Annotated in this window: 19 protein-coding genes and 1 tRNA gene; 9 read left to right on the top strand and 11 right to left on the bottom strand. The window is 62.7% G+C overall.

All coding sequences use genetic code 11. The features are described 5' to 3' along the window. Window positions 1-104: 104 nt before the first annotated feature. Entirely contained in the window at window positions 105-4,841 is a 4,737-nt protein-coding gene (gene gltB / locus AC56QQ_RS08765) for a glutamate synthase large subunit (protein ID WP_489863118.1), read from the bottom strand. Window positions 4,842-5,315: 474 nt separating this feature from the next. On the opposite strand from gltB, the gene AC56QQ_RS08760 reads away from it, so the two are divergent. After that, window positions 5,316-6,368: a threonine aldolase family protein gene (locus tag AC56QQ_RS08760; RefSeq protein ID WP_497126449.1), complete on the top strand. Its 1,053-nt coding sequence runs from the start codon at window positions 5,316-5,318 to the stop codon at window positions 6,366-6,368. Window positions 6,369-6,487: 119 nt separating this feature from the next. On the opposite strand, the gene AC56QQ_RS08755 is transcribed toward AC56QQ_RS08760, so the two are convergent. After that, the gene (locus AC56QQ_RS08755; protein ID WP_497126447.1) at window positions 6,488-6,955 is read right to left on the bottom strand and encodes an Hsp20 family protein; all 468 of its coding nucleotides are present in this window, start codon (window positions 6,953-6,955) and stop codon (window positions 6,488-6,490) included. 479 nt (window positions 6,956-7,434) lie between these two features. On the opposite strand from AC56QQ_RS08755, the gene AC56QQ_RS08750 reads away from it, so the two are divergent. Continuing rightward, window positions 7,435-8,412, top strand: a complete 978-nt coding sequence (locus AC56QQ_RS08750; RefSeq protein WP_497126445.1) for an alpha/beta fold hydrolase — start codon at window positions 7,435-7,437, stop codon at window positions 8,410-8,412. Between the two features lie 34 nt (window positions 8,413-8,446). Here AC56QQ_RS08750 and AC56QQ_RS08745 read toward each other — a convergent pair whose 3' ends face one another. The 3 genes from AC56QQ_RS08745 to AC56QQ_RS08735 all read right to left on the bottom strand — a co-directional run bounded on the left by AC56QQ_RS08745 (window position 8,447) and on the right by AC56QQ_RS08735 (window position 11,203). Next, on the bottom strand, window positions 8,447-8,959 hold the full coding sequence (locus tag AC56QQ_RS08745) for a DUF1579 domain-containing protein (RefSeq protein WP_497126443.1): 513 nt from the start codon (window positions 8,957-8,959) through the stop codon (window positions 8,447-8,449). Between the two features lie 157 nt (window positions 8,960-9,116). Beyond that, on the bottom strand, window positions 9,117-9,890 hold the full coding sequence (hisN, locus tag AC56QQ_RS08740) for a histidinol-phosphatase (RefSeq protein ID WP_497126441.1): 774 nt from the start codon (window positions 9,888-9,890) through the stop codon (window positions 9,117-9,119). 371 nt (window positions 9,891-10,261) lie between these two features. Next, complete coding sequence (locus AC56QQ_RS08735; protein ID WP_497126439.1) at window positions 10,262-11,203, bottom strand: N-formylglutamate amidohydrolase; 942 nt, start codon at window positions 11,201-11,203, stop codon at window positions 10,262-10,264. Between the two features lie 162 nt (window positions 11,204-11,365). Between AC56QQ_RS08735 and cpdR the strand changes: the two genes are divergently transcribed. Then, the gene (cpdR, locus tag AC56QQ_RS08730; protein WP_006199474.1) at window positions 11,366-11,728 is read left to right on the top strand and encodes a cell cycle two-component system response regulator CpdR; all 363 of its coding nucleotides are present in this window, start codon (window positions 11,366-11,368) and stop codon (window positions 11,726-11,728) included. Window positions 11,729-11,948: 220 nt separating this feature from the next. Then, window positions 11,949-12,023 (top strand) — tRNA-Val (locus AC56QQ_RS08725). A gap of 250 nt (window positions 12,024-12,273) precedes the next feature. On the opposite strand, the gene AC56QQ_RS08720 is transcribed toward AC56QQ_RS08725, so the two are convergent. The 6 genes from AC56QQ_RS08720 to AC56QQ_RS08695 form a co-directional block, all read right to left on the bottom strand. Further along, window positions 12,274-12,924, bottom strand: a complete 651-nt coding sequence (locus tag AC56QQ_RS08720) for an outer membrane protein (RefSeq protein WP_497126437.1) — start codon at window positions 12,922-12,924, stop codon at window positions 12,274-12,276. A 540-nt stretch (window positions 12,925-13,464) separates the two neighbouring features. Beyond that, window positions 13,465-14,919, bottom strand: a complete 1,455-nt coding sequence (locus AC56QQ_RS08715; protein ID WP_497126435.1) for an O-fucosyltransferase family protein — start codon at window positions 14,917-14,919, stop codon at window positions 13,465-13,467. Window positions 14,920-14,998: 79 nt separating this feature from the next. Then, window positions 14,999-16,423 carry a hypothetical protein gene (locus AC56QQ_RS08710; RefSeq protein ID WP_497126433.1) on the bottom strand — a complete coding sequence of 475 codons (1,425 nt, stop codon included), beginning with the start codon at window positions 16,421-16,423 and terminating at the stop codon, window positions 14,999-15,001. Window positions 16,424-16,429: 6 nt separating this feature from the next. Then, window positions 16,430-17,404 (bottom strand): GDP-L-fucose synthase, encoded by a 975-nt coding sequence (fcl, locus tag AC56QQ_RS08705; RefSeq protein WP_497126431.1) that lies wholly within the window; start codon window positions 17,402-17,404, stop codon window positions 16,430-16,432. Between the two features lie 12 nt (window positions 17,405-17,416). Beyond that, window positions 17,417-18,481 (bottom strand): GDP-mannose 4,6-dehydratase, encoded by a 1,065-nt coding sequence (gene gmd, locus AC56QQ_RS08700; protein WP_497126429.1) that lies wholly within the window; start codon window positions 18,479-18,481, stop codon window positions 17,417-17,419. Window positions 18,482-18,578: 97 nt separating this feature from the next. Then, entirely contained in the window at window positions 18,579-19,733 is a 1,155-nt protein-coding gene (locus AC56QQ_RS08695) for a dihydrodipicolinate synthase family protein (protein ID WP_497126427.1), read from the bottom strand. Between the two features lie 242 nt (window positions 19,734-19,975). On the opposite strand from AC56QQ_RS08695, the gene AC56QQ_RS08690 reads away from it, so the two are divergent. From AC56QQ_RS08690 to AC56QQ_RS08670, 5 genes are read left to right on the top strand one after another with little or no spacing between them, the layout of a single operon-like run. After that, window positions 19,976-21,019: a LacI family DNA-binding transcriptional regulator gene (locus AC56QQ_RS08690; protein WP_497126425.1), complete on the top strand. Its 1,044-nt coding sequence runs from the start codon at window positions 19,976-19,978 to the stop codon at window positions 21,017-21,019. Beyond that, window positions 21,016-22,032, top strand: coding sequence for a Gfo/Idh/MocA family protein (locus tag AC56QQ_RS08685; protein ID WP_497126423.1), 1,017 nt, complete (start codon window positions 21,016-21,018; stop codon window positions 22,030-22,032). Before AC56QQ_RS08690 ends, AC56QQ_RS08685 begins: the two co-directional genes overlap by 4 nt. Next, complete coding sequence (locus tag AC56QQ_RS08680) at window positions 22,029-23,630, top strand: acyl CoA:acetate/3-ketoacid CoA transferase (RefSeq protein ID WP_497126421.1); 1,602 nt, start codon at window positions 22,029-22,031, stop codon at window positions 23,628-23,630. Before AC56QQ_RS08685 ends, AC56QQ_RS08680 begins: the two co-directional genes overlap by 4 nt. After that, window positions 23,623-24,399, top strand: a complete 777-nt coding sequence (locus tag AC56QQ_RS08675; protein ID WP_497126419.1) for an enoyl-CoA hydratase/isomerase family protein — start codon at window positions 23,623-23,625, stop codon at window positions 24,397-24,399. The genes AC56QQ_RS08680 and AC56QQ_RS08675 overlap by 8 nt, the downstream gene beginning before the upstream one ends. Before the next feature lie 16 nt (window positions 24,400-24,415). Next, window positions 24,416-25,927 (top strand): aldehyde dehydrogenase family protein, encoded by a 1,512-nt coding sequence (locus AC56QQ_RS08670; protein ID WP_489863134.1) that lies wholly within the window; start codon window positions 24,416-24,418, stop codon window positions 25,925-25,927. The last annotated feature ends 31 nt before the right edge of the window (window positions 25,928-25,958 follow it).

The following is a 25,958-nucleotide window of genomic DNA, read 5'->3' as shown; positions in this document are numbered from 1 at the left end:
CCCGTTAACCTCTTGAGGCAGCCATGGCAACCTTCCGCACGAGGTCAAACTGTCGTTGAAAGTTGGGGGCCGGGAAACCTGGGCTTCCCGGCAATTCCAAAAGTCTATTCGGCCGCCACGCCCATGCGCATGCGTTCCATCTCGATCAGCGCACGTCGGTATTCGACCGGCATGATCTTGCGGAATTTCGGCCGGAACGTCGCCCAGTCGTCGAGGATCTCGCGACCGCGCGCCGAGCCGGTGTAGTGCACATGGTTGGAGATCAGCTGGTAGAGCCGCTCCTCGTCATGGCTGGTCATGTCACCCGATACGTCGACGCGACCCTTGTGGTCGAGGTCGCCGCCATGATGCAGCAGTCTCTCCATCAGATCGTCTTCTTCCGGCACCGGTTCCAGTTCGACCATCGCCATGTTGCAGCGTTCGGCGAAATCGCCCGCCTCGTCGAGCACATAGGCAACACCGCCCGACATGCCGGCGGCGAAGTTGCGGCCGGTCTGGCCGATGACGACGACGATGCCGCCGGTCATGTACTCGCAGCCATGATCGCCAACACCTTCGACGACGGCGGCCACGCCCGAATTGCGCACCGCGAAACGCTCACCGGCGACACCGGCGAAATAGGCCTCGCCCTCGGTCGCACCGTAGAGCACGGTGTTGCCGACGATGATGGATTCCGCCGCGACGATCTTGGAGTTCTCCGGTGGCCGGATGACGATGCGTCCTCCCGACAGCCCCTTGCCGACATAGTCATTGCCGGCGCCGACGAGGTCGAACGAGATGCCGCGCGCCAGGAAGGCGCCGAAGGACTGGCCAGCGGTTCCGGTCAGCTTCACCGAGATCGTGTCCTCGCGCAGGCCCTTGTGCTTGAAGCGCTTGGCCACTTCGCCCGACAACATGGCGCCCGTCGAGCGGTCGACATTGCGGATGTCGACCTCGATCTTGACCGGCTGCTTGCTCTCGAGAGCCGGCTTTGCCAGTTCGATCAGCTTGCGGTCGAGCACGTCGTCGATCGGATGCTTCTGGCGTTCCGTCCAGTGCACGGCTTCATGCGGCGCATCCGGCTTGAAGAACATCTTGCTGAAGTCGAGCCCGCGCGCCTTCCAGTGCACGATCAGGTCGCGCTTTTCCAGAAGGTCGGTATCGCCGATGATCTGGTCGATATGGGTGTAGCCCATCTCGGCGAGCAGCGCCCTCACCTCTTCCGCCACATAGAAGAAGAAATTGATGACGTGCTCGGGCGTGCCCTTGAAGCGCTTGCGCAGCACCGGATCCTGCGTCGCGACACCGACCGGACAGGTGTTGAGGTGGCACTTGCGCATCATGATGCAGCCGGCCGCGATCAGCGGCGCGGTCGAGAAGCCGAACTCGTCGGCACCGAGCAACGCGCCGATGATGACGTCGCGGCCGGTGCGCAACCCGCCATCGACCTGCAGCGCGACGCGCGAGCGCAGGCCGTTCAGCACCAGCGTCTGGTGCGTCTCGGCCAGGCCCATTTCCCACGGGCTGCCGGCGTGCTTGAGCGAGGTCAGCGGCGACGCACCGGTGCCGCCATCATAGCCCGAGATGGTGATGTGGTCGGCGCGCGCCTTGGCGACGCCCGCCGCAACCGTGCCGACGCCGACTTCCGACACCAGCTTGACCGACACGTCGGCCGCCGGATTGACGTTCTTCAGGTCGTAGATCAGCTGCGCCAGATCCTCGATCGAATAGATGTCGTGATGCGGCGGCGGCGAGATGAGGCCGACGCCCGGCGTCGAATGCCGGACCTTGGCGATGGTGGCGTCGACCTTGTGGCCGGGCAACTGGCCGCCCTCGCCGGGCTTGGCACCCTGCGCCACCTTGATCTGCATGACATCGGAATTGACGAGGTATTCCGCCGTCACGCCGAAACGGCCCGAGGCGACCTGCTTGATCGCCGAGCGTTCGGGGTTTTTGCCCCCGCCAGGCAGCGGCAAATAACGGTCGGCCTCTTCGCCGCCCTCGCCGGTGTTGGACTTGCCGCCGATCTGGTTCATGGCGCGCGCCAGCGTGGTGTGCGCCTCCCGCGAGATCGAGCCGAAGGACATCGCTCCGGTCGAAAACCGCTTGACGATGTCAGCCGCCGGCATCACCTCGTCGAGCGCGACCTTCTTGCGGCCAGTCTCGTCCGCGAGCTTGATCCTGAACAGGCCGCGAATGGTCTGGGCCCGCGCCGTCTCGCTGTCGATCTGGGCGGAATAGTCCTTGAACGTCTCCCACGAACCCTGGCGCACGGCATGCTGCAAGGTGGCGACCGCGTCGGGCGACCATATATGCGCCTCGCCGCGCATGCGGAACATGTATTCGCCGCCGACTTCGAGGCTGTTGCGCAGCACCGGATCGTTGCCGAAGCCGTCGGTGTGGCGGCTGAGCGTCTCGGCCGCGATCTCGTCCAGACCGACGCCTTCGATCAGCGTGGCGGTGCCGGTGAAATACTTCTGCACGAAATCCGACTTCAGCCCGATGGCATCGAAGATCTGCGCACCGCAATAGGATTGGTAGGTCGAGATGCCCATCTTGGACATCACCTTGAGGATGCCCTTGCCGATCGACTTGATGTAGCGGGAGACGACCTCGTAGGCGTCGACTTCCGCCGGCAACTCGCCGCGCTTGTGCATGTCGGTGAGCGTGTCGAAGGCGAGATAGGGATTGATCGCTTCGGCGCCGTAGCCGGCAAGGCAGCAGAAATGATGCACTTCGCGCGGCTCGCCGGATTCCACGACAAGGCCGACGGAGGTGCGCAGGCCCTTGCGGATCAGGTGATGATGGACCGCGGCCGTCGCCAGCAGCGCCGGTATGGCGATACGGTCCGGCCCGACCTGGCGGTCGGACAGGATGATGATGTTGTAGCCGCCGGCGACCGCCGCCTCCGCTCGCTCGCACAAGCGGTCGATGGCGCCCTGCATGCCCGCGGCCCCTTCATTCGAGGCATAGGTGATGTCGATCGTCTTGGTGTCGAAACGGTCCTCGGTGTGGCCGATGGAGCGGATCTTCTCGAGATCGCCATTGGTCAGGATCGGCTGGCGCACTTCGAGCCGCTTGCGGCGTGAATTGCCGACCAGATCGAAGATGTTGGGACGCGGTCCGATGAAGGAGACCAGGCTCATCACCAGCTCCTCGCGGATCGGGTCGATCGGCGGGTTGGTGACCTGGGCGAAGTTCTGCTTGAAATAGGTGTAGAGCAGCTTCGACCTGTCCGACATGGCCGAGATCGGCGTGTCGGTGCCCATCGAGCCGACCGCTTCCTGGCCTGTCGTCGCCATCGGCGACATCAAAAGCTTGGTGTCTTCCTGGCTGTAGCCGAACGCCTGCTGACGGTCGAGCAGGCTGACATCCTTGCGCAGCGCGCGCGGCTCGACCGGCTTCAGGTCTTCCAGGATCAGCTGCGTGTTGGCGAGCCAGGTCTTGTAGGGATGCTTGGTCGCGATCTCCGACTTGAGCTCCTCGTCGGAGACGATGCGCCCCTTCTCCAGGTCGATCAAAAGCATGCGGCCAGGCTGCAGCCGCCACTTCTTGACAATCCTCTCCTCCGGCACCGGCAGCACGCCGGCCTCCGAGGCCATGATGACGCGGTCATCGTCGGTGACTATGTAGCGCGCCGGGCGCAGTCCGTTGCGGTCGAGCGTGGCGCCGATCTGGCGACCATCGGTGAAGACGACCGCCGCCGGGCCGTCCCACGGCTCCATAAGTGCTGCATGGTATTCGTAGAAAGCCTTGCGGTCGGCATCCATGAGCTTGTTGCCGGCCCAGGCTTCCGGGATCAGCATCATCATGGCGTGGCTGAGCTTGTAGCCACCCTGGAACAGGAACTCGAGCGCATTGTCGAAGCATGCGGTGTCGGACTGGCCGTCGTAGGAAATCGGCCAAAGCTTCGAGATGTTGTTGCCGAACAGCTCGGAATCGACCGACGCCTGGCGCGCCGCCATCCAGTTGTTGTTGCCGCGCACGGTGTTGATCTCGCCATTGTGCGCGACCATGCGATACGGATGCGCCAGCTTCCACGACGGGAAGGTGTTGGTCGAGAAGCGCTGGTGGACAAGGATCAGCGCGGTTTCGAAGCGCGGATCGGTCAGGTCCTTGTAATAGGCGCCGACCTGATAGGCCAGGAACATGCCCTTGTAGACGATGGTGCGCGCCGACAGCGACACGCAGTAGGCACCGATGTCCTTGTTGTCGTTCTCGGCGTAGATGCGGCCCGATATGACCTTGCGCAGCAGATAGAGCCTGGCCTCGTACTCCTCGTCGTCGGTGATGTCGGCTGTACGGCCGATGAAGATCTGCCGATGGAACGGCTCGGACGCGGCGATGTCCGGAGCCTTCGACAGGGAGGAATTGTCGACCGGCACGTCACGGAAACCGATGAGCGGAAGCCCCTCGGAATGCGCCGATTCGGCGATGATGTCCTCGATATGGGCACGCAGTGCCGCGTCCTGCGGCATGAACCAGTGTCCGACGCCGTACTGACCCACCGGCGGCAGTTCGACGCCCTGGGCCGCCATCTCCTCGCGGAAGAAACGGTCTGGAAGCTGCACCAGAACGCCGGCACCATCGCCCACCAGCGGATCGGCGCCGACGGCGCCGCGATGCGTCAGGTTTTCAAGCACGGCAAGCCCGTCCTTGACGATCTGATGCGACTTCACGCCCTTCATGTTGACGATGAAGCCGACGCCGCAGGCGTCATGCTCGTTGCGCGGATCGTAGAGGCCTTGGGCGGAAAAACCGGTGGTGGTTCGGCCAATATTGGATCGGGAGGTATTTTTGACGGTTGCCGCTTTCGTCTGCGCGGCCTGGCCGTTCGTCGCAGAGAGCGTCATGTCCGTCATCGTCCTGTCCTCCGTTCCCAGCCCTTCGGGCGCTGGTTTGCCTCGGCAAGCGCTTGGCCCACCCTTGATCCTTACGGCACGTCTTGCGAAATCCTTGCCGAACCAGGCGGCTTTCCGCATGGCTCGTATTCGTACAGGCCAGATTGAGGCCGTCCACCCGTCGCTCGCGGCAATAGCCGGAGAGGCCCAAATGATACGCCAATCCAGCCTGTTTTGTGCGACAAAATAAGACAGCACTACTGTCCTAAATTTTTATGACAGAAATCCTGGACGCACACAAGACCGATTCACAAAAAACTTGGACCGCTGGCGACAGAAAATTACGTGAAGCTAGGCAGAAACGTAAGCTTCGGTCGCCGGCCGCTGCCCGGCCAGCTTGGCTGGCTTTAGTGGTTTTCCAGTGCCTGGCCCTTGCGAGGACGCCATGAAACCGGCCAAGGTCACGGCGACTTCCCCAAAAACACAGGCAGATGCATGTTCTTCGCTTCCGACAATTGGGCAGGCGCCCATCCCAACATCGCCGCCGGCCTGTCCGCCAATGCCGGCGGCTTTTCCACCGCCTATGGCGACGGCGCACTCGACCAGGCCGTCTACCGGCGCTTCAGCGAGATTTTCGAACGCGAGGTCGCGGTGTTCTTCGTGGCAACGGGTACAGCCGCCAACTCACTGTCTTTGACCACCTTCAACAAGCCCGGCGGTATTTCCTTCGCCCACCGCGAATCGCATGTCATCGAAGATGAATGCGGCGCGCCGGAGTATTTCTCCGGCGGCTCGCGGCTGCATGCCGTCGACGGCGCGCTGGGCAAGGTCGATCCGCACAATCTGGAAAGGGCCATTGGCCGCTTCGCGCCCGAAATCGTCCATTGGGGGCGCCCGATGGCCGTTTCGGTCACGCAGTCGACCGAGGTCGGCACCATCTACGGTCTGGATGAGATCGAGACGATTTCAGCGATCGCCAAAAGGCATTCCGTGCCGCTGCACATGGACGGCGCGCGCTTTGCCAACGCGCTGGTCGCGCTCGAAACGACGCCGGCCGAAATGACCTGGAAACGCGGCGTCGACATCCTGTCCTTCGGCGGCACCAAGAATGGCTGCTGGTGCGCGGAAGCGATCGTGCTGTTCGATCTCGACCGCGCCAGGGAATTGGCCTTCCTGCGCAAACGCGCCGCCCAGCTGTTTTCCAAGTCGCGCTTCGTCGCGGCGCAGTTCGAAGCCTATTTTCAGGATGGGCTGTGGCTCGACACAGCCAGGCATGCCAATGCCATGGCCGCCCGCCTTGCGGCGGCGATCGAGGACTCGGCCTCGGCGAAGCTGGCATGGCTGCCGCAGGCGAATGAGGTGTTCGCGGTGATCAAGAAAGCCGAAGCCGAAAAGCTGCAGGCGGCGGGCGCTGCCTTCTACGACTGGCACAAGCCGCACGGCTTCGACGGCCATATCGGCGAGGACGAGTTGCTCTATCGTTTCGTCACCAGTTTCGCCACGACGGCCGAAGAGGTCGACCGCTTTGGCCAGATGATCGCCGGATAATCGGTTTCACCGGCAACGAAAAAGCGGCGCCTTTCGGCGCCGCTTCCGTCTCGGGAGGAGACTTTAATGCGATTCCAGAAAAAGCGTGAAGCGGTTTTCCGGAATTGCGTCAGAACACGTTAAGCAGCGGTCTTGGCCTCGATCTGCTTGGCCTTGGCCGGAGCCGAGCTGATCGCGATCTTGCGCGGCTTCAGCTCTTCGGGAATGTTGCGCTTGAGGTCGACGAAGAGCAGGCCGTTCTTAAGTGTGGCGCCGACGACGTCGACATGGTCGGCAAGCTGGAAGCGGCGCTCGAAGGCCCTGGAGGCAATGCCGCGATAGAGCAGTTCGGAACCTTCACCGGTGCCCTCGTCCTTGCGCTCGCCTTTCACGGTCAGCACGTTGCGGTGGGCTTCGATCGAGATTTCGTCGTCCGAGAAGCCGGCAACCGCCATCGAGATCCGGTAGGAATCCTCGCCGGTGCGCTCGATGTTGTAGGGCGGATAAGTCTGCGCGCCGTCAGGCTGCGCCAGCGAATCGAGCATGGTGAACAGACGGTCGAAGCCGACGGTCGAACGATAAAGCGGGGAAAAATCAACGTGACGCATGAGGTGTTCTCCTGTTGAGCAACATGGTTTGCGTATGGCCGCTGCGAAACCCACGATCGGCGTTTCGGATGGACCAGCGGCCCCGACATTGGCGACCGCATCCAACATTTGGGGAGCGCTCGAAAACATTTCAAGATTTCGCCTGTCGGCAAAAAAACGACCGGCGACGTGCTCGATGAACGGCAGATGAACCGCCGCTTCGGCGTCCGTTCAGACTGCCGGCGCTAGGGTGTCCCCAGGATCAAGGACAGCGGCGCCGGATTTCATAGGCAGGTGCCGCGACGAGGCCGAACCGGGTGTTAACGTCCCTTCCTCCCGGATCGACAGAGGCCGGAGGCACGCGTGAAGCGGCTTCCGGCCTTCCCATTGCAGCTCCCCATCTCCCGGAATTCCTTTGCTTTTGGCGCATGGGCGTCTATCACCTTAGCGGAGCCAGCCAGCACCGGCGGGCACGCCAGACGCCAAGCACGAAGCGCCGAATGACGGATCTTGTCCACGACATCCCCCATTTTCACGAAATCGAGGGCAATCCGCGACCGAAAAACGCCACCGGCGGCTTCTTCACCACCCGTGACGGCAAGAAGATCCGCTACGGCCTGTTTGCAGCGGTCGCACGCCCGTTGAAGGGCACCGTGGTCGTCCTGTCCGGCCGCAACGAGTGCATCGAGAAGTACTTCGAAACCATCCGCAACCTTGCCGATCGCGGCTTCGGCGTTGCCACCCTCGACTGGCGCGGCCAGGGCGATTCGGACCGGCTGATCCGCGACCGCCAGCGCGGTTATGTCAGGAGCTTCCGCGACTATACCGCGGACCTGGAGCAGTTCTTCGAGGAGATCGTGCTGCCCGACTGCCGCGGACCGTATTATATCCTCGCCCATTCGGCCGGTGCATTGATCACGCTGCTTGCCGCGCCGTCGATGGTGAACCGCGTGCGGCGGATGGTGCTGATCGCGCCGTTCCTGACGCTTCCCGATCTGCCGGTCTCGATCAGAACGGTCCGCCGCGTCTGTTCGTTTTTCTGCGCGCTCGGCCTTGGCCGGCTCTATGCCGCCTGGGGTCCGCGGCCGAAGGTGACCGCCCCCTTCGACACCAACAAGCTGACGTCCGATCCCGTTCGCTATCGACGCAACACGCGCATCTACGAAGAGTATCCGCAACTGGCGCTTGGCGGCCCTACAATCCGCTGGCTACGGGCGGCCGCGAAGGCATCCGAGGCCGTCAGCGATCCCGACTTCATGGCCAGGATCCAAGTTCCTTTGCTGGTGATCGCCGCTGGCGCCGACCAGGTCGTCTCGACCAAGGCAGTGGAAGCCTATGCCCGGCAACTGCGGCTCGGCTCGCTGCTGATGATCGACGGCTCCCGCCATGAAATCCTGCAGGAAGCCGACATCTACCGCGAGCAGTTGCTGGCTGCCTTCGACGCCTTCATTCCAGGCAGCGACGACCCGACGCTCTGATGCCGGAGCACAAGGTTAGCGTCTTTTCGCCGACTCATCCCCGACGGGCGAAGTCCATGATCCAGTTGGTCTCCCAGCTCGTGCCGCCATCCACCGAGAAGGCCTGCTCCCAGCGCGCCGTATTTTGCGTGATCCCTGACCAGAGGAAGCGAACCCGGATCGGCCTGCTGTCGAAGACATCCTCGCACAGGAATATGCCGACGCCGTCGGAGAACGCACCGCGCATTGGCACGTCGATGGTCAGGGGATTGCGGCCATCGATCCACCAGATCGACCATTGCCTCGTCGCCGGGTCGAAGGTTCGCACCGTGGCCGCACGATAGGCACCGCCCGGCAGCTCGATCACGTTGTCGTCGACATTGCCGAGCCCGCCGAGCAGCGAGCGCACCACGCATGTGCCACCGAACACGTCCCAATTGCCGTCGCCTGCCAGGCGCTTTTGCAGCCTTCGATGGCTGACGTCCCAGTTGCCGAAGAAGAAATCGAAATCGCTGCGGCCATCCACCGGAACGTCATTGATGCGGCTGACTGTTGATTGCGTCGGCATGTGGTCCTCCCCTGGTGAGATCCTCCCATAACAGAAGGGTACTGACACCTGTCTGTCAGGAGGATTGCTCTGCCGGATTGGCAATCGATGCCTTAACCCGAACCTGCGCGTCACCGCGCCAGGGTCCGTCGAGATCCAGGCTGAATATCAGCGGACCTTAACCGCGCAAGGCCGCCATCGCGGCCGCATGCAGCTCCGGCGTCGCCGCCGCCAGCACGTCGCCACCCTTTTCCGCCGGTCCGCCGTCGAAGGTGGTGACGACGCCGCCCGCCTTCTCGATGATCGGGATCAGCGCCACGATGTCGTAAGGCTTCAATCCGGGATCGGCGACGATGTCGACGCTTCCTGACGCGACCATGGCGAAGGCATAGCAATCGGTGCCGTAGCGGGCGAGTTGCACCTGCTTTTCGAACTGATCGTAGCGCTTGCGCGCCTCACCCTGGTAGAGCGCCGGCGTCGTGGTGAAGAACGTCGCATCGGCAAGCTTCGTGGTCTTGCGAGTTGTCAGCTTGCGTGGGCCGCCCGGTCCCTCATAGTGCGAGCCCGAGGCATTGGCGTAGAAGAGCTCGCCGGTGAAGGGCTGCGACATCATGCCGGCAACCGCGTCGCCATCGACCGTCAGCCCGACCAGTGTCCCCCACACCGGCAGGCCGGAGATGAAGGCGCGCGTGCCGTCGATCGGATCGATCACCCAGACATTCCTGCTGGTGGTATTCTCGCTGCCATGCTCCTCGCCGAGGATGCCGTGGTCCGGATACTTCGCCGATATCAGCGCCCGGATGGCGCGTTCGGCCTCGCGGTCGGCTTCGGTGACCGGATCGAAACTGCCCTTTTCCTTGTTGGCGACCGCGCCCTGGCTACGAAAACGCGGCAGGGTTTCCGCCGCTGCCGCCTGCGCAATGCGACGCATGAAATCGATGCTGACGTCCAACTGATTCTCCCGCATTGCAGCATGGCCAAGCCATGCTCTGCCGCCACTTTCCAGCCAAGACAAGGGTGTTCGACGACTTTTCCGCTGCGACAACCGTTGCCAAAATGTCACGCCGATATCATCGAAACGCAATTTCCACATCACTATGAATTAAAAAAGCCTGAAGATCGCTTGACATTTGTGCAGCGCACAATACCCTCAGCCTCGGACAGGTTTTCCTGTCCATGCCCTCCTTGGGCGTTTCCTCCCTAGACTTCGACCGTATCGTGCAAACGATGCGGTCTTTTTTTATGCCGCAATTCCCGATGCATGTCGCCCAAAAGTGCGCGGCGGTCTTGGGACAACGACTTGTATAGAGACAAGCCTCGATTTCACTCCGCGGCCAGCGGCAGGTCAACGAAATGATGGTCGGGCATCGCCATCAGATCCGCCGAGAAACGCGTCAGATCGTCGGCCAGCGCGTCGAAGCCGGCGGCCTTCTCGAAGGTCCGCTCGTTCATGTAGAGCCCGCGATTGACCTCGATCTGCAACGCATGCAGATGACGCGCCGGGCGACCGTAGTGTTCGGTGATGAAGCCGCCGGCATAGGGCTTGTTGTGGGCGACGGTATAGCCCATGGCGGTGAGCAGACCGATGGCGGTCTCGGTCAATGCCGCGGTGGCCGAGATGCCGAAACGGTCACCGATGATGAAATCGGGCCGCAAACCGTTGTCGCCGACACGGATGCTCGCCGGCATCGAATGACAGTCGATCAGCACGGCAAAGCCGAAGCGGGCATGGGTTCTGGTCAAAAGCCGTTTCAGCGTCTCATGATAGGGCTTGTAGACGGCCTCGATGCGGGCGACCGCTTCGGCCAAAGGCAAGCGGCCGGAATAGATATCCAGCCCCTCGCCCACCAGCTTGGGTACGGTGCCGAGCCCGCCGGCCACCCGCGCCGACCGGATGTTGCAGAAGGACGGCACCGGCTCGGCGAACATGCGCGGATCGAGTTCCCAGGGCTCGCGGTTGACGTCGAGATAGGCGCGCGGGAAGTTCGCCGCCAGCATCGGCGCGCCAAGTGCGACGGCGCCGCCGAACAGCTCATCGACATAGCAATCCTCCGACCGGCGGATGGCGTTGCGGTCCAGCCTTGCCATGGCAAGGAAGCGCTCCGGATAGTAGCGACCGCTATGCGGTGAGTTGAAGAGGAAGGGGACGCGCTGCTCGGCGCCCGACCGGATCTCGAAGGGGGGAACGACCGAAAAATCCTCGGCTGCCGTCTTCAATTTGAGCGAACCCGAAAACACCAGTGCATCATTGTGTGAAAGTGCCACCTTGCTGGCCGCGTGTCCAGCATTTCAGCGGCCGCGCCGCCGGGCAAATATGGCTCATCGCCGTCTTCGTTCACTTGATGTTTACCCTCACCTCCTCATATACAGGATGGTTAACGGGCTTGCCCAACGGCAATCTCGGGCGGGTGATTCGGACGGGATATCATGGCACGCATTCTTCTGGCGGAAGACGACGACGATATGCGTCGGTTCCTCGTCAAGGCGCTGGAGCGCGCCGGCTATCAGGTCAGCGATTTCGACAACGGCGCCAGCGCCTATGAGCGCCTGCGTGAAGAACCGTTCTCGCTGCTCTTGACCGACATCGTCATGCCGGAGATGGACGGCATAGAGCTCGCGCGGCGCGCCACCGAGATCGATCCCGACCTCAAGGTGATGTTCATCACCGGTTTCGCTGCCGTCGCGCTGAACCCTGATTCCAAGGCGCCGAAAGACGCCAAGGTGCTGTCGAAACCATTCCACCTGCGCGATCTCGTCAACGAGGTCGAAAAGATGCTGCAGGCAGCCTGAGCCGCTTTCCCGGCCAATGCATGTCGCCCAAAAGTGGTCCCGGTTTTGGGAGGACGACACGCATGAAAACAAAGACCCAAAACGCGTCGCCTGAATCCGTTCAGACGCGACGCGCTTTAGCCATCGGCGCCCGTTCGCCGCTGCGGCGAGACGACGCCTTCTTTCCTTTTTCCTGCTATTGACGCGCCGGATCAAAAATGGTGTATGCGCGGCTTCGGATGGGCGTGTAGCTCAGCGGGAGAGCACTGCATTGACATTGCAGGGGTCACAGGTTCAATCCCTGTCACGCCCACCATCCTTTCAAGACTTAGCCGATAGCCTCTGCTGCATAGCGGCGCTTATCGGGGTCGATATGGTTGGCACCGCAATTGCGCTGCTCCAGCTTTATTGGGATCTCGGCAAACTGCGGTAGGCCGCCGCCTGGAGAGAGCGTGACACCGGCAGACGGCCGTCAGGTCCGCCGCGCTGCAACTCATGGCCGATTTGCACGGCTGGAGTTTTGGTGTGATCGCGGAAGCCCGCGCCTATATAGCGGCCAAGGGCAGTTAGAACTTCATCGCGACACCGACCCTGAAATCATGCGTCTGAACTGTGTGTTCGAGCACGCAGCCGCCGCCACAATATTCAAGCGTCTTCTTGCCGAAGAACGAGAAGTCGTACTCACCGCGCAGGAAGACGTTGTGGGTCAGCGCCACATCGATACCAGCACCGACAATGCCGCCGACAAGCGTCGCGTCCTGCTCCGAGAAGCCGATTGCGTTTGTCTTCAGCCGGGTTGCGGTGACACCTGCTGTCACGAAGGGCATATAGGCGCCCATATCAACACCGACCCTGCCCTTCAGCGAACCGAACAAGCCGAGCGAGGCGTCCAGTCTGCCCGGGCCAGGGATATCATCGAAGGACGACTTCTTGAAGCGATAGCCCAGTTCGCCTTCAACACCGTAGACGACCTTGCCCGATTGGAAGTTGTAGCCGGCAAAACCGCCAAGGGTCGCCGAGCCAACACTGTGCGTGGCACTGGCGTCGATGTTCGGCTCGTGAATCTTGTAGTGCTCAAGCGTTCCCGCACCAAACACGCCTGCATAAGGCCCTTGCCATGTCCATTCCGGCGTTTCGGCTGGCGTTGCCATATCGGCAGCCATCACAGGTGCGCACAGTGCGAGACCAAAAACAGAAGCGAGCAAGAAACTCTTCATCAGAATCCCCACCGAATTCGACAAGCACCAAAGTGTATCAGCTTTGTCAGTCATGTATGTAGCCAGAAAGTCACAGGATCAGAACAAACGGCGAGGCGATCCCCAGATGATCTTGGCGAGCGTTGAGGATTGTTACGAATCCGTCAATCGCGGACCTCAGCCTGGTCACATAGACTGACCGGGAGAAGCGAACCAATTCAGCCCTTCGCAGCTCATTGGGTTACCGCATCCGACAGCCTGCTGCTACCTCCAAATAAGTCCCGTTTTTCCCACCGAGCCCCGCAGGTCGTCGAACCACCGGGAAGCCTCGTTGCAGAACCGCCCTGGCCAGGACGGTGCCGGCCAGCACCGAAACGGCGAGGGCGGCCAAAAGGACGATCCCGGGAGAATTGGTTCAAAAGAAAAGTGCCGATGCCGGCGATTTACTCCATGCTTGCATGAGAGGACGGTCCTGATGACACCTCCGTACCGCCAGCCGGACATCATCTTTCGCTGCGGCGATCACGCCGCGAAGCCTCGGGACCTGTGCTCGATCGCAATTTAGAGCCAGGACGTCCTTAGCCGGCCGAGCCGCCACATGGCTCTCGCCATTCGGCCGGATTTCGGCTTCTTGCCCAACGTCACGCGCCGCCTGATTCTCCTGAAGATCGAATTTTCAGGCTCCGTCTTCACTAGCCTTGCCGCCATCTCCACCGCCGACTTCCTGTTCCCCAGCACTTCAAGAAGGATATAGGCCGAGCAAGCCATGGCGTAGGGATGGCCAGCCTTCGCCGCGGCGAAGAAAACCTCGAAGTCCTTTTCCATCGTCAGGCGACCACCGAGCCGATCGGTCAGGATGTCCATCATCGGCAAGGGAATCTTGGAGCGCGTCCTGGACTGGCTGGTCATCAGCGATTTCAGGATCGCCTCGCCCGAGGCGGGATCGCCATCACGAAAACAGGCAGCCGCCATTTTCAGGTCATAGGCATCGTTTCGCGGGTCCAGCACCTGGGCTTTCGCCAGAAGCTCCCTTGCTCGCGCCGGACTGATCTCGTCTTCCAGGGTCAGAAGGGTCCATTGATAGCCAAAGGCAGCCTCAAGCGGGTGATAGTCTGATTGGTGCGCCCGCAACTCTTCCAAGATGATTTCCGCCGCGCGCGACTTGCTGAACAGCGCGCTGGCGCCGACGCAAGGGACATCGCCCATCACCGATGCTACCGCCGCGTAGATGCTGCCTCCGGCATGGATCTGCTGGCATCTTGCCATCAGCGCCATCTCGAAGAATGCGCTGAGGGCTTCCTCCCCCCTGAAGTCTCCAGCGCCGAAGTCGTCGGTCCGCAGCGCCCCGGTTTCGGCCTTGAGATAGTCGAGCGTGGCATGATCCTGGCCGATCAGCAGGGTTGTCAGGCCCCTCGATGAAAGTTCCGACACGATCGCCTTGGCCAAAGTCGAGGGAATGACCTTGTCGGCGAAAACCAGCCGTCTGCGATGATGGCCGTAGACGATGTCGCCGCTGCGAAGATGCAACGCTGCCATCGGGCCGGGAAAGCGGCATTTGCCGGCCGCGTCGAGCGCCTGCCGCACGGCCGGCGAGAAACCGAAGGCCCGCAGCGTTTCGGACCTTCGCATCGGTGCGGCATCATCGTCGCGGAAGAAATCGAGGACGTCGAAGTCGTCGCAGATCCAGCCGCGCTGCCTTCCCTGTCGTGCCTCCGCATCAAGGTCCGACGGCGTGAACGCGGCGCCGCCAAGAACGCCGAAATCGGAGGTCTTGATCTTCTCGCCCAGCCAGTGCTTCTCGATAAAGTCGGCGGAAAAGATCTTGCCGACCACGTCGACGGTATGGGATTCCTGGTCGACGATGGCGCTGCTGTTCCAGGTGAAGCCGAAACGGTAGCCGAGCCTGTCGGCGAGTGACTTTGCGTTGGCCATGGCCAGCAGGCGGCCGCCGAGCCCGTCATCCCTGTTGACGGCGATCAACATCGACCTGTCGTCATGCGGTCCCGAGCCGGACATCGCCCTTTTCAATGTGGCGGAGAAACCATGCATATGTCTGTTCCAATCCACTGCGAAGTTCGAAGGCGCCTACCGGCGGCTAAACGCGCAAGAGCGAGCTGTCATTTGCCGTCGCGGCTGTCCGGATCGCCAATTCGATTTCCCGGAAAAGCTGGTTGGCGGGTTCCGCCTTGAGTGATAGCGCAGCCATTGCCAAGGCGGCCTCGGTTCTGCCCAGAACCGTGTGAAGGATATGGGCAGAGCATGCCGCGGCGTAGGCACAGCCAGCCTTGGCCGCGGCAAAGTAGAGTTCGAAGTCACGGGCCATGACATGGCCGCGCCACGAGGCGCCGGTCAAAACCTGCATGATCTGCATGGAATCTTCGGCGTCGACATCGATTTCCCTGAGCATGAACGCTTTCAGAATTGCCTCGCCGCCTCGATAATTCTGTTCCCGAAAATAGCCGGCCGCCATCTTCAGCGCATAGGCGGGGTTCGGCGGATCGAGCGCGGCCGCCTTTTCGAGAATTCCCCGCGCCTGCGCTGGGCTGATGCTGTCCTCCATAAGCAGGAAGGCCGACTGATAGCCAAAGGCCGCCTCCAGCGGATGGTAATCGGATTGCCGAACCTTCAATTCGTCCAGGATGGCCGTCGCTGTTCCACGTTCGCCGAACAAGGCTTTTGGTCGGAGGACGCGGATACCGCCCATCACCGAGGAGATTGTCGCGAACACGCTGCTTCCCGCATAGATCTGCCGACACCGAGCCATCAATGCCATTTCGAAAAACGCCTTGAGTGTCTCGTCTTCGAACTGGCCCGCTCCGAAATCGTCGGAGAGGAAAGCTCCCGTCTCCGATTTCAGATAGTCGAGCGTTGCCCGATCCTGGCCGATCACCAGCGTCGCCAGGCCTTTTGACGCCAGTTTGGATACGATCGCCTTGGCTAGGGGTGCGGGAATGACCTTCTCGCAAAACTCCATCCGCGAGCGGTAGTTGCCGTGGATGATATCGCCGCTGCGCAGATGCAGCGCGGCCATCGGCCGGGAAAACCGACGCCCGTCGGCAGCGGCCATGGTTGCTCTCACGGGTTCGGAAAAGCCAAGCGTGCCAAACGTCCGATGCCTCGACCGGGCCGACCTGTTGGCTGGCAGCATCGCCCTGAACCAGCCCTGCCGGAACGATTTCAGGATGCCGAAATCATCGCAGATCCATCCCTGGGAACCGTTCCGACGGGCATCGGCTGCCAGGCTGGACCGCGTGAATGGTGTCCCGTCGAGGACACCGTACAGGGAAACGTCGATCTTCTCGCCCAGCCAGTGTTTCTCGATAAAGCCAGTGGCGAAAACCTTGTCGACGGAATCGACAATGTGGAATTGCATGTCGTCGAGGGATCGGCGGTTCCAGGTGAAGCCGAAACGGCACCCCAGTTTGTCGGCGAGACATTTTGCGTTGACCATGGCGAGCAGGCGCCCTCCAAGGCCGTCTGCCCTGGTCGCCGCCAATGTCATCATGGAGAAATCGCTCAAGCGGCATCAACTTTCGGGCGCTGACAGCCGGACCTGGCCGGCTTCGATATGCCGGAGGAACCATGCATATGTCTGCTCCAGCCCGCTGCGCAACGAGTAGCGAGGGCGCCAGCCGGTGGCAAACAGCCGCGAGACGTCCAGCAGCTTGCGCGGTGTGCCATCCGGCTTGGTCGTATCGAATGTAATCTTCGCGTCGCCGTCGACGACCGAGGCGACCGTCCTGGCCAGTTCGGCGATGGTGATGTCTTGACCCGTGCCGACATTGATGTGGCTTTCACCGGTGTAGGTTTTCAAGAGGAAGACCAGCGCATCGGCTGCATCGTCGACATGCAGGAACTCGCGCATCGGTTTGCCCGATCCCCATACCTGCAGGCTCTTGCGACCAGCCTGCTTTGCTTCATGCGCCTTGCGCATCAATGCGGGTATGACGTGACCGGATTCAAGGTGGAAATTGTCACCTGGACCATAGAGATTGGTTGGCATCGCCGAGATGTAGTCGACGCCTTGCTGGCGCCGGTAGGCCTGGCAGAGCTTCAAGCCTGCGATCTTGGCGATCGCGTACCATTCATTGGTGGGTTCGAGCGGTCCGGTCAGCAGGGCATCCTCCGGGATCGGCTGCGGCGCGAATTTCGGGTAGATGCAGGACGAGCCGAGAAACAGCAGTTTGCCCACCTCGCTGCGAAAAGCAGCTTCGATGACATTGGTCTGCAGCTCGATGTTCTCATACAGGAAATCGGCCGGAAACCTGTCATTGGCCAGGATGCCGCCGACCTTGGCGGCCGCCATCACCACGGCATCAGGCCGATGATCGGCCATCCAGCGCCGCACGCCGGCCTGATCGAGGAGGTCAAGTTCGTCGCGCCCTACGGTCAGGATCTCGCAATCCTCGGCTGCCAGCCTGCGCACGATGGCGGAGCCGACCATGCCGCGATGTCCGGCCACGAAAACCCGTTTGCCCCTGAGGTCGAAGGTCTCGTTCATCGCCCTGCCGTATCAGGAATAGCCGTGCCCGGCATCAGCGGCGACGCGTGCCAGATCGGCGCGCACCATCTCCGCCACCAGGTCCTTGAAACCGGTCACGTGCGACCAGCCGAGCTTCGCTCTGGCCTTGGATGCGTCGCCGACGAGCAGGTCGACCTCGGTCGGCCGGAAATAGCGCGGGTCGATGCGCACCAGCGCGGCGCCCGAGCCGGCATCGATGCCGATCTCGTCCACGCCCGTGCCCTGCCAGCGAATGGTCCGCCCGGTTTCAGAAAAGGCCAGTTCGACGAATTCGCGCACCGAATGCGCCTCGCCCGTCGCCAGCACGAAATCGTCCGCCTCGTCGTGCTGCAGGATGCGCCACATGCCCTCGACATAGTCGCGCGCATGACCCCAGTCGCGCCTGGCGTCGATATTGCCGAGATAGAGTGTCTCCTGCAGGCCACGATGAATTGAGGCGACGGCGCGCGTGATCTTGCGGGTGACGAAGGTTTCGCCACGGGTCGGGCTCTCGTGGTTGAACAGGATGCCATTGGCGGCAAACATGCCATAGGCCTCGCGATAGTTGACCGTGATCCAGTAGGCATAGAGCTTGGCGGCGGCATAGGGCGAGCGCGGCTGGAAGGGCGTCGTCTCGCGCTGCGGAACTTCCAGTGCTCTTCCATAGAGTTCCGACGTCGATGCCTGGTAGAAACGCACCGTTTTTTCCAGCCGCAGGATGCGGATTGCCTCCAGCAGCCTGAGCGTCCCCAACGCATCGGCATTGCCAGTGTATTCAGGCGTCTCGAAACTCACCTGGACATGGCTCTGGGCGCCGAGATTGTAGATCTCGTCCGGCTGCGTCTCCTGCACCAGACGGATCAGGTTGGTGGCGTCCGTAAGGTCGCCATAGTGCAGGAAGAAGCGGGCGTCGCGCTCATGCGGATCGATATAGATGTCGTCGACGCGCTCGGTGTTGAACGAAGACGAGCGGCGCTTGATGCCGTGGACGACATAGCCCTTCTGCAAAAGCAGCTGTGCCAGATAAGCCCCGTCCTGGCCGGTTACACCGGTGATGAGCGCCACTTTGTCTGCCATCGCTCTATTGGTCCCTGATCTGCACTCCCGCAATACAGATTCAAACCAACAACGCAAATCCCCGTGCGGGGATTCTTTTAGCCCAACTTCGTGCAGCTCAGACGCCCGCGACGGCGCAGAGGCTCTTCATCCTGGTGATGGCGAGTTCCGGGTCGGCCAGCAATCCCGCCTGGTCGGCGAGCCGGAAGACATCGGCATAGTGGCGGATGCCACGGGCCGACTGCATGCCGCCGATCATCGAGAAATGGTCCTGGTGGCCGTTCAGCCATGCCATGAAGACAATGCCGGCCTTGTAATACTCGGTCGGCGCCTCGAAGATCTTGCGCGACAGCGGCACCGTCGGCGCCATCAGCGCGTCATAGCCGGCGCGATCGCCGCTCGCCAGTTTCGCCAGCGCGGCGTTGGCGACCGGCGCAATCGCATCGAAGATGCCGAGCAGAGCGTGCGAGTGTTTCTTGCCGTCGCCGGCGATCAGCTCGGGATAGTTGAAATCGTCGCCGGTGAACATGACGACCCCTTCGGGCAGCCGGTTCCTCAGCGCGACCTCCTTGCCGGCATCGAGCAGGGAGATCTTTATCCCTTCGACCTTCCCGGCGTGGCGTTCGATGATGGCGACGACCGTGTCCAGCGCGGTTTCGAAATCGCTGCTGCCCCAATAACCTTTCAGCGCCGGGTCGAACATGTCGCCCAGCCAGTGCAGGATGACCTTGCCGGAAGCTTGGCTCAGGATGCGGTCATAGACATTGGCATAGTCTTCGGGGCCCTTGGCGACAGCCGCCAGCGCCCGGCTGGCCATCATGATCGCCTTGCCGCCAAGGCCTTCGATGAAAGCGAACTGCTCCTCATAGGCGCTGATCACATCGTCGAGCGTCCTGGCGGCGGCCGGCGCCAGATGATCCGTCCCTGCGCCCGACGCAAGGTCGGCGCCGTCGACCGTGCGTGCCTCGGCAATCGACCGCCGGATCAATTCCTGTGCGCTTGCCCAGTCGAAACCCATGCCGCGCTGCGACGTGTCCATGGCTTCGGCGATGCGGAAGCCGAGCCGCCACAAATGGTGACGGAAGGCCATAGTCCGTTCCCAGTCGACCACCGGCCGCGACCACGGATCGGTCATCGCAAGCGGGTCGGCAACGACATGCGCGGCGGCATAGGCGATGCGCGAAAACCGCGCGCCGATCACCGGCCGCGCCGGCTGGCCGACCAGATGGTAGCGGGCGCTGCGGCCCTCCTGACCAGGCAAGGCAATGTCCATCGAACTCTCCCTTTATCGCGCCTATAAATGGAACGTTCCAATAAATCAAGGACCTTTGCGATTCATCGTCGATCCAGATGAAAATGCTGCGATGCAACACAGAACCCGTTAAAGCGCATGGCATCCAGCCCCCAGAGATCAGTTTTCTGAATCGAGAAAAAATCCCGATTGACTCATCCTAGGAGCAAGGATTAGAACGTTCCAATAGATTTGACCGAGAAACAATGGGAGGACACATCGGGATGGCCAGCCGGGCCAAGGCGACGATATTCGACATTGCCCGCGAGGCGGGCGTGTCCAAATCGACGGTATCGCTCGTGCTCCAGGGCAGCGGGCTGATCCGGCCTGAAACCGCGGTCAAGGTGCGCAAGGCGATCGAGGATGTCGGTTACGTCTACAACCGCGGTGCCGCCAATCTGCGCAAGGCTCATTCCAACGTCATCGGCATGGTCATCAACGATCTCACCAATCCTTTCTTCGCGGAACTGGCAGTCGGCATGGAGCGTGTCTTCCAGTCGGCCGGCATCGTGCCTTTCATCGCCAACACGGCGGAGAACCCCGTGCGCCAGGAAGAGGTGCTGAAATCGCTGATGGAGCAAGGCGTCGCCGGCCTCATCGTGTCACCGGCTCGCGGCACCGCCCCTGGCGCCTTCCGGCGCCTGGAGACGGCGGGCGTGCCGGTCGTCTTCGCCATGCGTCGGCTGCCTGAAAGCCGCATCCCGGTGATCGCACCCGACAATCATCGCGGCGCCTATCTCGCCACCGCCCATCTGATCGGCAAGGGGCATCGCCGGCTGGTCTTCTTCGGTGGCACTTCGGACCTAGTGGTCTATCAGGAACGACTGGGCGGTTTTCGCGAAGCCTGCGAGGCGCTGGGCATCGCCGCCCGCGACACGCTTGTCGTCCAGGGCGAGACCAGCCGCAGAGGTGGCATCGCTTGCCTGGAAACCGCTCTCGCGATGGCTGAACCGCCGACCGCGGCCCTCTGCTTCAACGACGCCGTCGCCTTTGGCGTCATGCTGGCATTGCGCAAGCGTGGGCTTGAGCCGGGAACGGATTTCGCCGTCGTCGGTTTCGACGATGTGGTCGAGGCCGAACACTACATGCCGGCGCTGACCAGCGTTTCGGTGGATACGGCAGGTCTGGGCGAACGCGCCGCCCACGTCATGCTGAAGATGATCCAGTCGCGCACCACCCGCGCCGAAGACCATATCGGCGCCGTCAATCTGGTCGTCAGGGAAAGCTGCGGCCCAAATCGATCCGCGGACCTGGGAGACGCGGCATGAGCGTCAGATGGGGACTGGTCGGCGCCAGCACGATTGCCAGGCAGTTCATGATCAACGCCATCCGGGCGCAGTCCGATGGCGCGATCGAGGCGGTGATGAGTTCCAGCCCGGAGCGCGCCACGGCCTATGCCAGGGAAAATGGCATTCCAGCCGCCGTTTCGACGCTTGACGCCCTGCTCAAATCCGACATCGATGCGGTCTACATCTCGACCACCAACGAACTGCATCTCGAACAGGCCCTCGCCGCCGCCAGGGCGGGCAAGCATGTGCTGTGCGAGAAGCCGCTGGCGCTGACTAGCGCCGATGCGCGCACAATGGTTGCCGCCGCCAGGGCTGCCGGCGTCATACTCGGCACCAACCACCATCTGCGCAATGCCGGCGCGCATCGCGCCATGCGCGAGGCGATCGCCGCCGGCCGCATCGGCAAGCCGATCGCCGCGCGTGTCTTCCATTCCGTCTATCTGCCGGAAAACCTGCAGGGCTGGCGCATCACCAAACCGGAAGCGGGCGGCGGCGTGGTGCTCGACATCACCGTGCATGACGCCGATACGCTGCGCTTCGTGCTTGGCGACGATCCCCTCGAGGTTTCGGCCTTCACCCAATCGGCGGGAATGGCCGGCAGCGGGCTGGAGGACGGCGCCATGTGCATCTGGCGCTTCAAGTCGGGCGTCATCGCGCAGTCGCACGAAGGCTTCACCACCAAATTCGCCGACACCGGCTTCGAGGTGCATGGCTCGGATGGCTCCTTGATCGCCAGCAATGTGATGACGCAGAAGCCGGTCGGCTCGGTAATGCTGCGCACCGCCAAGGGCGAGGAGCAACTGAGCTTCGACCGCGAGGACCTCTACTCCCGGTCGCTACGCCAGTTCCATGCCGCGATCCGTGGCGAGGGCCGGCCCTCCGCCACTGGCGAGGACGGTATCTGGTCGCTCACGGCGGCCGAGGCAGCGCTTCAGTCAGCCAACTCCGGCAAGGCCGTCAAGATTGACCCGAAACTCGGGAGCATGAATTGAGCAAGGTCGTTTCGGCAGCGCGGGCAGCGGGCCTCATCAAGGACGGCATGGTCGTTTCCGTGTCGTCGTCGAGTGGTCTTGGCTGCCCGGACGCCGTGCTCGCCGCGATCGGTGAGCGCTTCGACAGCGAAGGCCATCCCAAGGACATCACCACGCTGCACCCGATCGCCGCCGGTGACATGTATGGCATCAAGGGCATTGACCATCTGGCCAAGCCGGGCCTGTTGAAGCGGACACTGTGCGGCTCCTATCCATCCGGTCCCTCCTCTTCCGAGCCACCGCAGATCTGGAAGATGATCGGCGACAATTCTGTCGCCGCCTACAACGTCCCGTCCGGCATCCTGTTCGACATGCACCGCGAGGCCGCCGCCAAGCGCCCGGGCGTGCTGACCAAGGTCGGTCTCGACACCTTCGCCGACCCACGCCATCAGGGCTGCGCCATGAACGCCGCCGCCAGCGAGCCGATCGTTTCGGTGCAGCAATTCGACGGCGAGGAGTGGCTCTATTTCCGCTCGATCGTGCCACAGGTCTCAATCATCCGCGCCACCACGGCGGACGAGCGCGGTAACCTCACCTACGAGCATGAGGGCGCCTATCTCGGCGGTCTCGAGCAGGCGCTGGCCGCCCGCAACAATGGTGGCGTCGTCATCGCGCAGGTCAAGCGCGTTGTCGAGAACGGCACGCTGAAGCCGCATGACGTGCGCGTGCCGGGCGTGCTGGTCGACCATATCGTCGTCGCACCCGATCAGTTGCAGACGACGCTGACGCCCTACGATCCGGCGATCTCCGGCGAGATCTTCCGGCCGCTGTCCAGCTTCCGCAACGCCGAGATGAACGTCCAGAAGGTGATCGCGCGCCGCGTCGCCATGGAGCTTCGGGACGGCATGGCCGTCAATATCGGCTTCGGCATCTCGGCCAATGTGCCGCGCATCCTTCTCGAAGAAGGCCAGCACGGCAAGGTCACCTGGGTGATCGAACAGGGCGCGGTCGGCGGCGTGCCGCTGCTCGACTTCAAGTTCGGCTGTGCCTCGAACGCCGAGGCGATCATGCCCTCGCCGCACCAATTCATCTATTTCCAGGCCGGCGGCTTCGACGCGTCGCTGCTGTCCTTCCTGCAGATCGACCGCCACGGCTCGGTCAACGTGTCGAAGCTCTCGGCGCGGCCGCATGTCACCGCCGGCGCCGGCGGCTTCGTTGACATCACCGCGCGGGCGAAGAAGATCGTGTTCTCCGGCTTCTTCAACGCCGGCGCCAAGCTGTCGCTGGCCGATGGCGGCATCCGCATCGACCAGGAAGGCAAGGTCAAGAAGGTGGTCGCGGAGGTCGAGCACATCTCCTTCTCCGGTAAGCGCGCCGTCGCGCAGGGCCAGGACATAACCTACGTCACCGAGCGCTGCGTCATGAAGCTGACCCCGGAAGGTCTGGTCGTCACCGAACTCGCGCCGGGCATCGACCTGCAGCGCGACGTGCTGGCGCAGTCGGAAATTCCGCTTGCCGTCTCCAAGGATCTCAAGACGACTCCGGAAGCGCTCTATCGCGACCCGCCGATCAGCCTGTCGCTGAATGGCGGCGCGTCACTTGGAGGCACGCATGGCTGAGCCTCTCGTCACCTTCGAGCAGGACGGCGCCATCGGCACCATCACCTTGCGCCGGCCGGAGAAATTCAACGCGCTGGACATTCCGATGCTGCGCGCGCTGGAGGCAGCACTCGACGAAGCAGAGACGGCAGTCGACGTGCGTGTCGTGCTGCTGCGCGGCGAGGGCAAGGGCTTTTGTGCCGGCGGCGACGTCGAGGCGTGGGCCGCCATGAGCGCCGCCGATTTTCAGGTGCAATGGGTGCGCTACGGGCATCGTGTCTTCGACCGGCTGGCGCGGCTACGGCAACCGACCATCGCCGTGCTGTCGGGCCATGCGCTGGGCGGCGGGTTGGAATTGGCGGTCGCCTGCGATTTCCGGATCGCCGAGGCGCATGTGAAAGTTGGCTTCCCCGAAACCTCGATCGGCGTGGTGCCCGGCTGGTCCGGCACGCAGCGCGCGGTGCGCCGCTTCGGCGCGCAGACGGTGCGTCGCATGGCGCTCGGCGGCGAGGTTCTCCTCGCTCCTGAAGCGCTGACCCTGGGCGTGGTCGACCGGGCGGTCGAAACCGGCAAGGGTCATGCGGAGGCCAAGGCCTGGGCCGAAAAGATCGCCGAGCGCGGGCCGCTGTCCACGGAAGCCGCCAAGCTGATGATCGCGGTCGCCGAAGGCGAGGAAAGTGCCGCCGCCGTCGAAGCACTGGCCAGTGGCTTCATCGCCCTGACCGGCGACCTCAAGGCCGGCGTCGGCGCTTTCAAGAGCAAGCAGAAGCCGGCATTTTCAAGATCCTAGAGAAGAACAAAATCTGATGAACGCACCCCTCAACATCGCCATGCCCGCCGAGGCATCCGCAGCGCCAAAAACCTATCGGCTGCTGATCGACGGCAAGCATGTCGATGCCCGCGACGGCCGCATGCTGGAGCGCAAGAGCCCCGGCCATGGTTTTACCGTCTCGCACTATGCCCAGGCCGGCGCGGCGGAAGTGGAAGCTGCTGTCCAGGCCGCGCACAAGGCGTTCGAGACCGGCCCGTGGCCGCGCATGAAAGCGGCCGAACGCGCCGCGATCCTGCTCAAGGCGGCCGACCTGATCGAGGCGCGGCTGGAAGAGGTCGCCCGGCTCGACGCGCTGGAATCCGGCAAGCCGATCGCCCAGGCGCGTGGCGAAATCGGTGGCGCCGTCGACATCTGGCGCTATGCCGCATCGCTCGCCCGCACCCTGCATGGCGAATCCTACGCCAATCTCGGCGACGCCATGCTGGGCGTCGTGCTGCGTGAACCGATCGGGGTTGTCTCGATCATCACGCCGTGGAATTTCCCGTTCCTGATCGTCAGCCAGAAACTGCCCTTTGCACTCGCCGCCGGCTGCACGGCTGTCGTCAAGCCGAGCGAAATGACCTCGGCATCGACCTTCGTCCTCGGCGACATCCTGATGCAGGCCGGCCTGCCGGCCGGCGTCGTCAACATCCTTGCCGGCCTGGGCGCCGATGTCGGCGCGCCGATGGTCAGCCATCCCCTGGTCGAGATGGTGTCGTTCACCGGCTCCACCCGCGTCGGCAAGATGACCATGGCATCGGCCGCGCAGTCGCTGAAGAAAGTCTCGATGGAGCTCGGCGGCAAGAACGGCCAGATCGTCTTCCCCGACGCCGACCTCGAGGCGGCCGCCGACGCGGCGGTGTTCGGCGGCTTCTTCAACGCCGGCGAGTGCTGCAACGCCGGCAGCCGGCTGATCGTGCACGAGGCGATCGCCGACGATTTCCTCAGCACGGTGAAGGCACTTACTTCCAAGGTGGTTGTTGGTGACCCGCTCGACGATCGCACCAAGGTCGGCGCCATGATCTCGTCGGACCACCTGGCCAAAGTCGCCGGTTACGTTACGGCAGCAGCAAGCAATGGCAGCAGCGTCTACAGCGGCGGCAAGCAACTGGCTTCCAATGCCGGCCAATACCTCGATCCGACCATCATCCGTGGTGTCACCGAGGACATGGCCATCGCGCGCGAAGAAGTGTTCGGCCCGGTGCTTTCCGTGCTGACTTTTGAATCGATTGAAAAGGCGTTGCACATCGCCAACAACACGCCCTATGGTTTATCGGCAGGCGTGTGGAGCGCCAGCATCGACACTTGCATGTCGGTGGCGCGTGGGGTGCGTTCGGGGACGGTTTGGGTGAACACATTCATGGAAGGTTATCCCGAGCTGCCTTTCGGAGGCTACAAGCAGTCCGGTCTCGGACGTGAACTCGGCAAACGCGCCGTCGAGGATTATACCGAGGAAAAGACAATCCAGTTTCATCGCGGCCAGCGCACCGGTTGGTGGGTCGGCTGAGTTGGGAAGAACCCGGTGGGCTCCACCGGTC

The organism is Mesorhizobium sp. RCAM 05099, from assembly GCF_059683685.1.
Note: the sequence above shows the minus strand (reverse complement) of the source record. Positions and strands in the feature narration are given on the sequence as shown.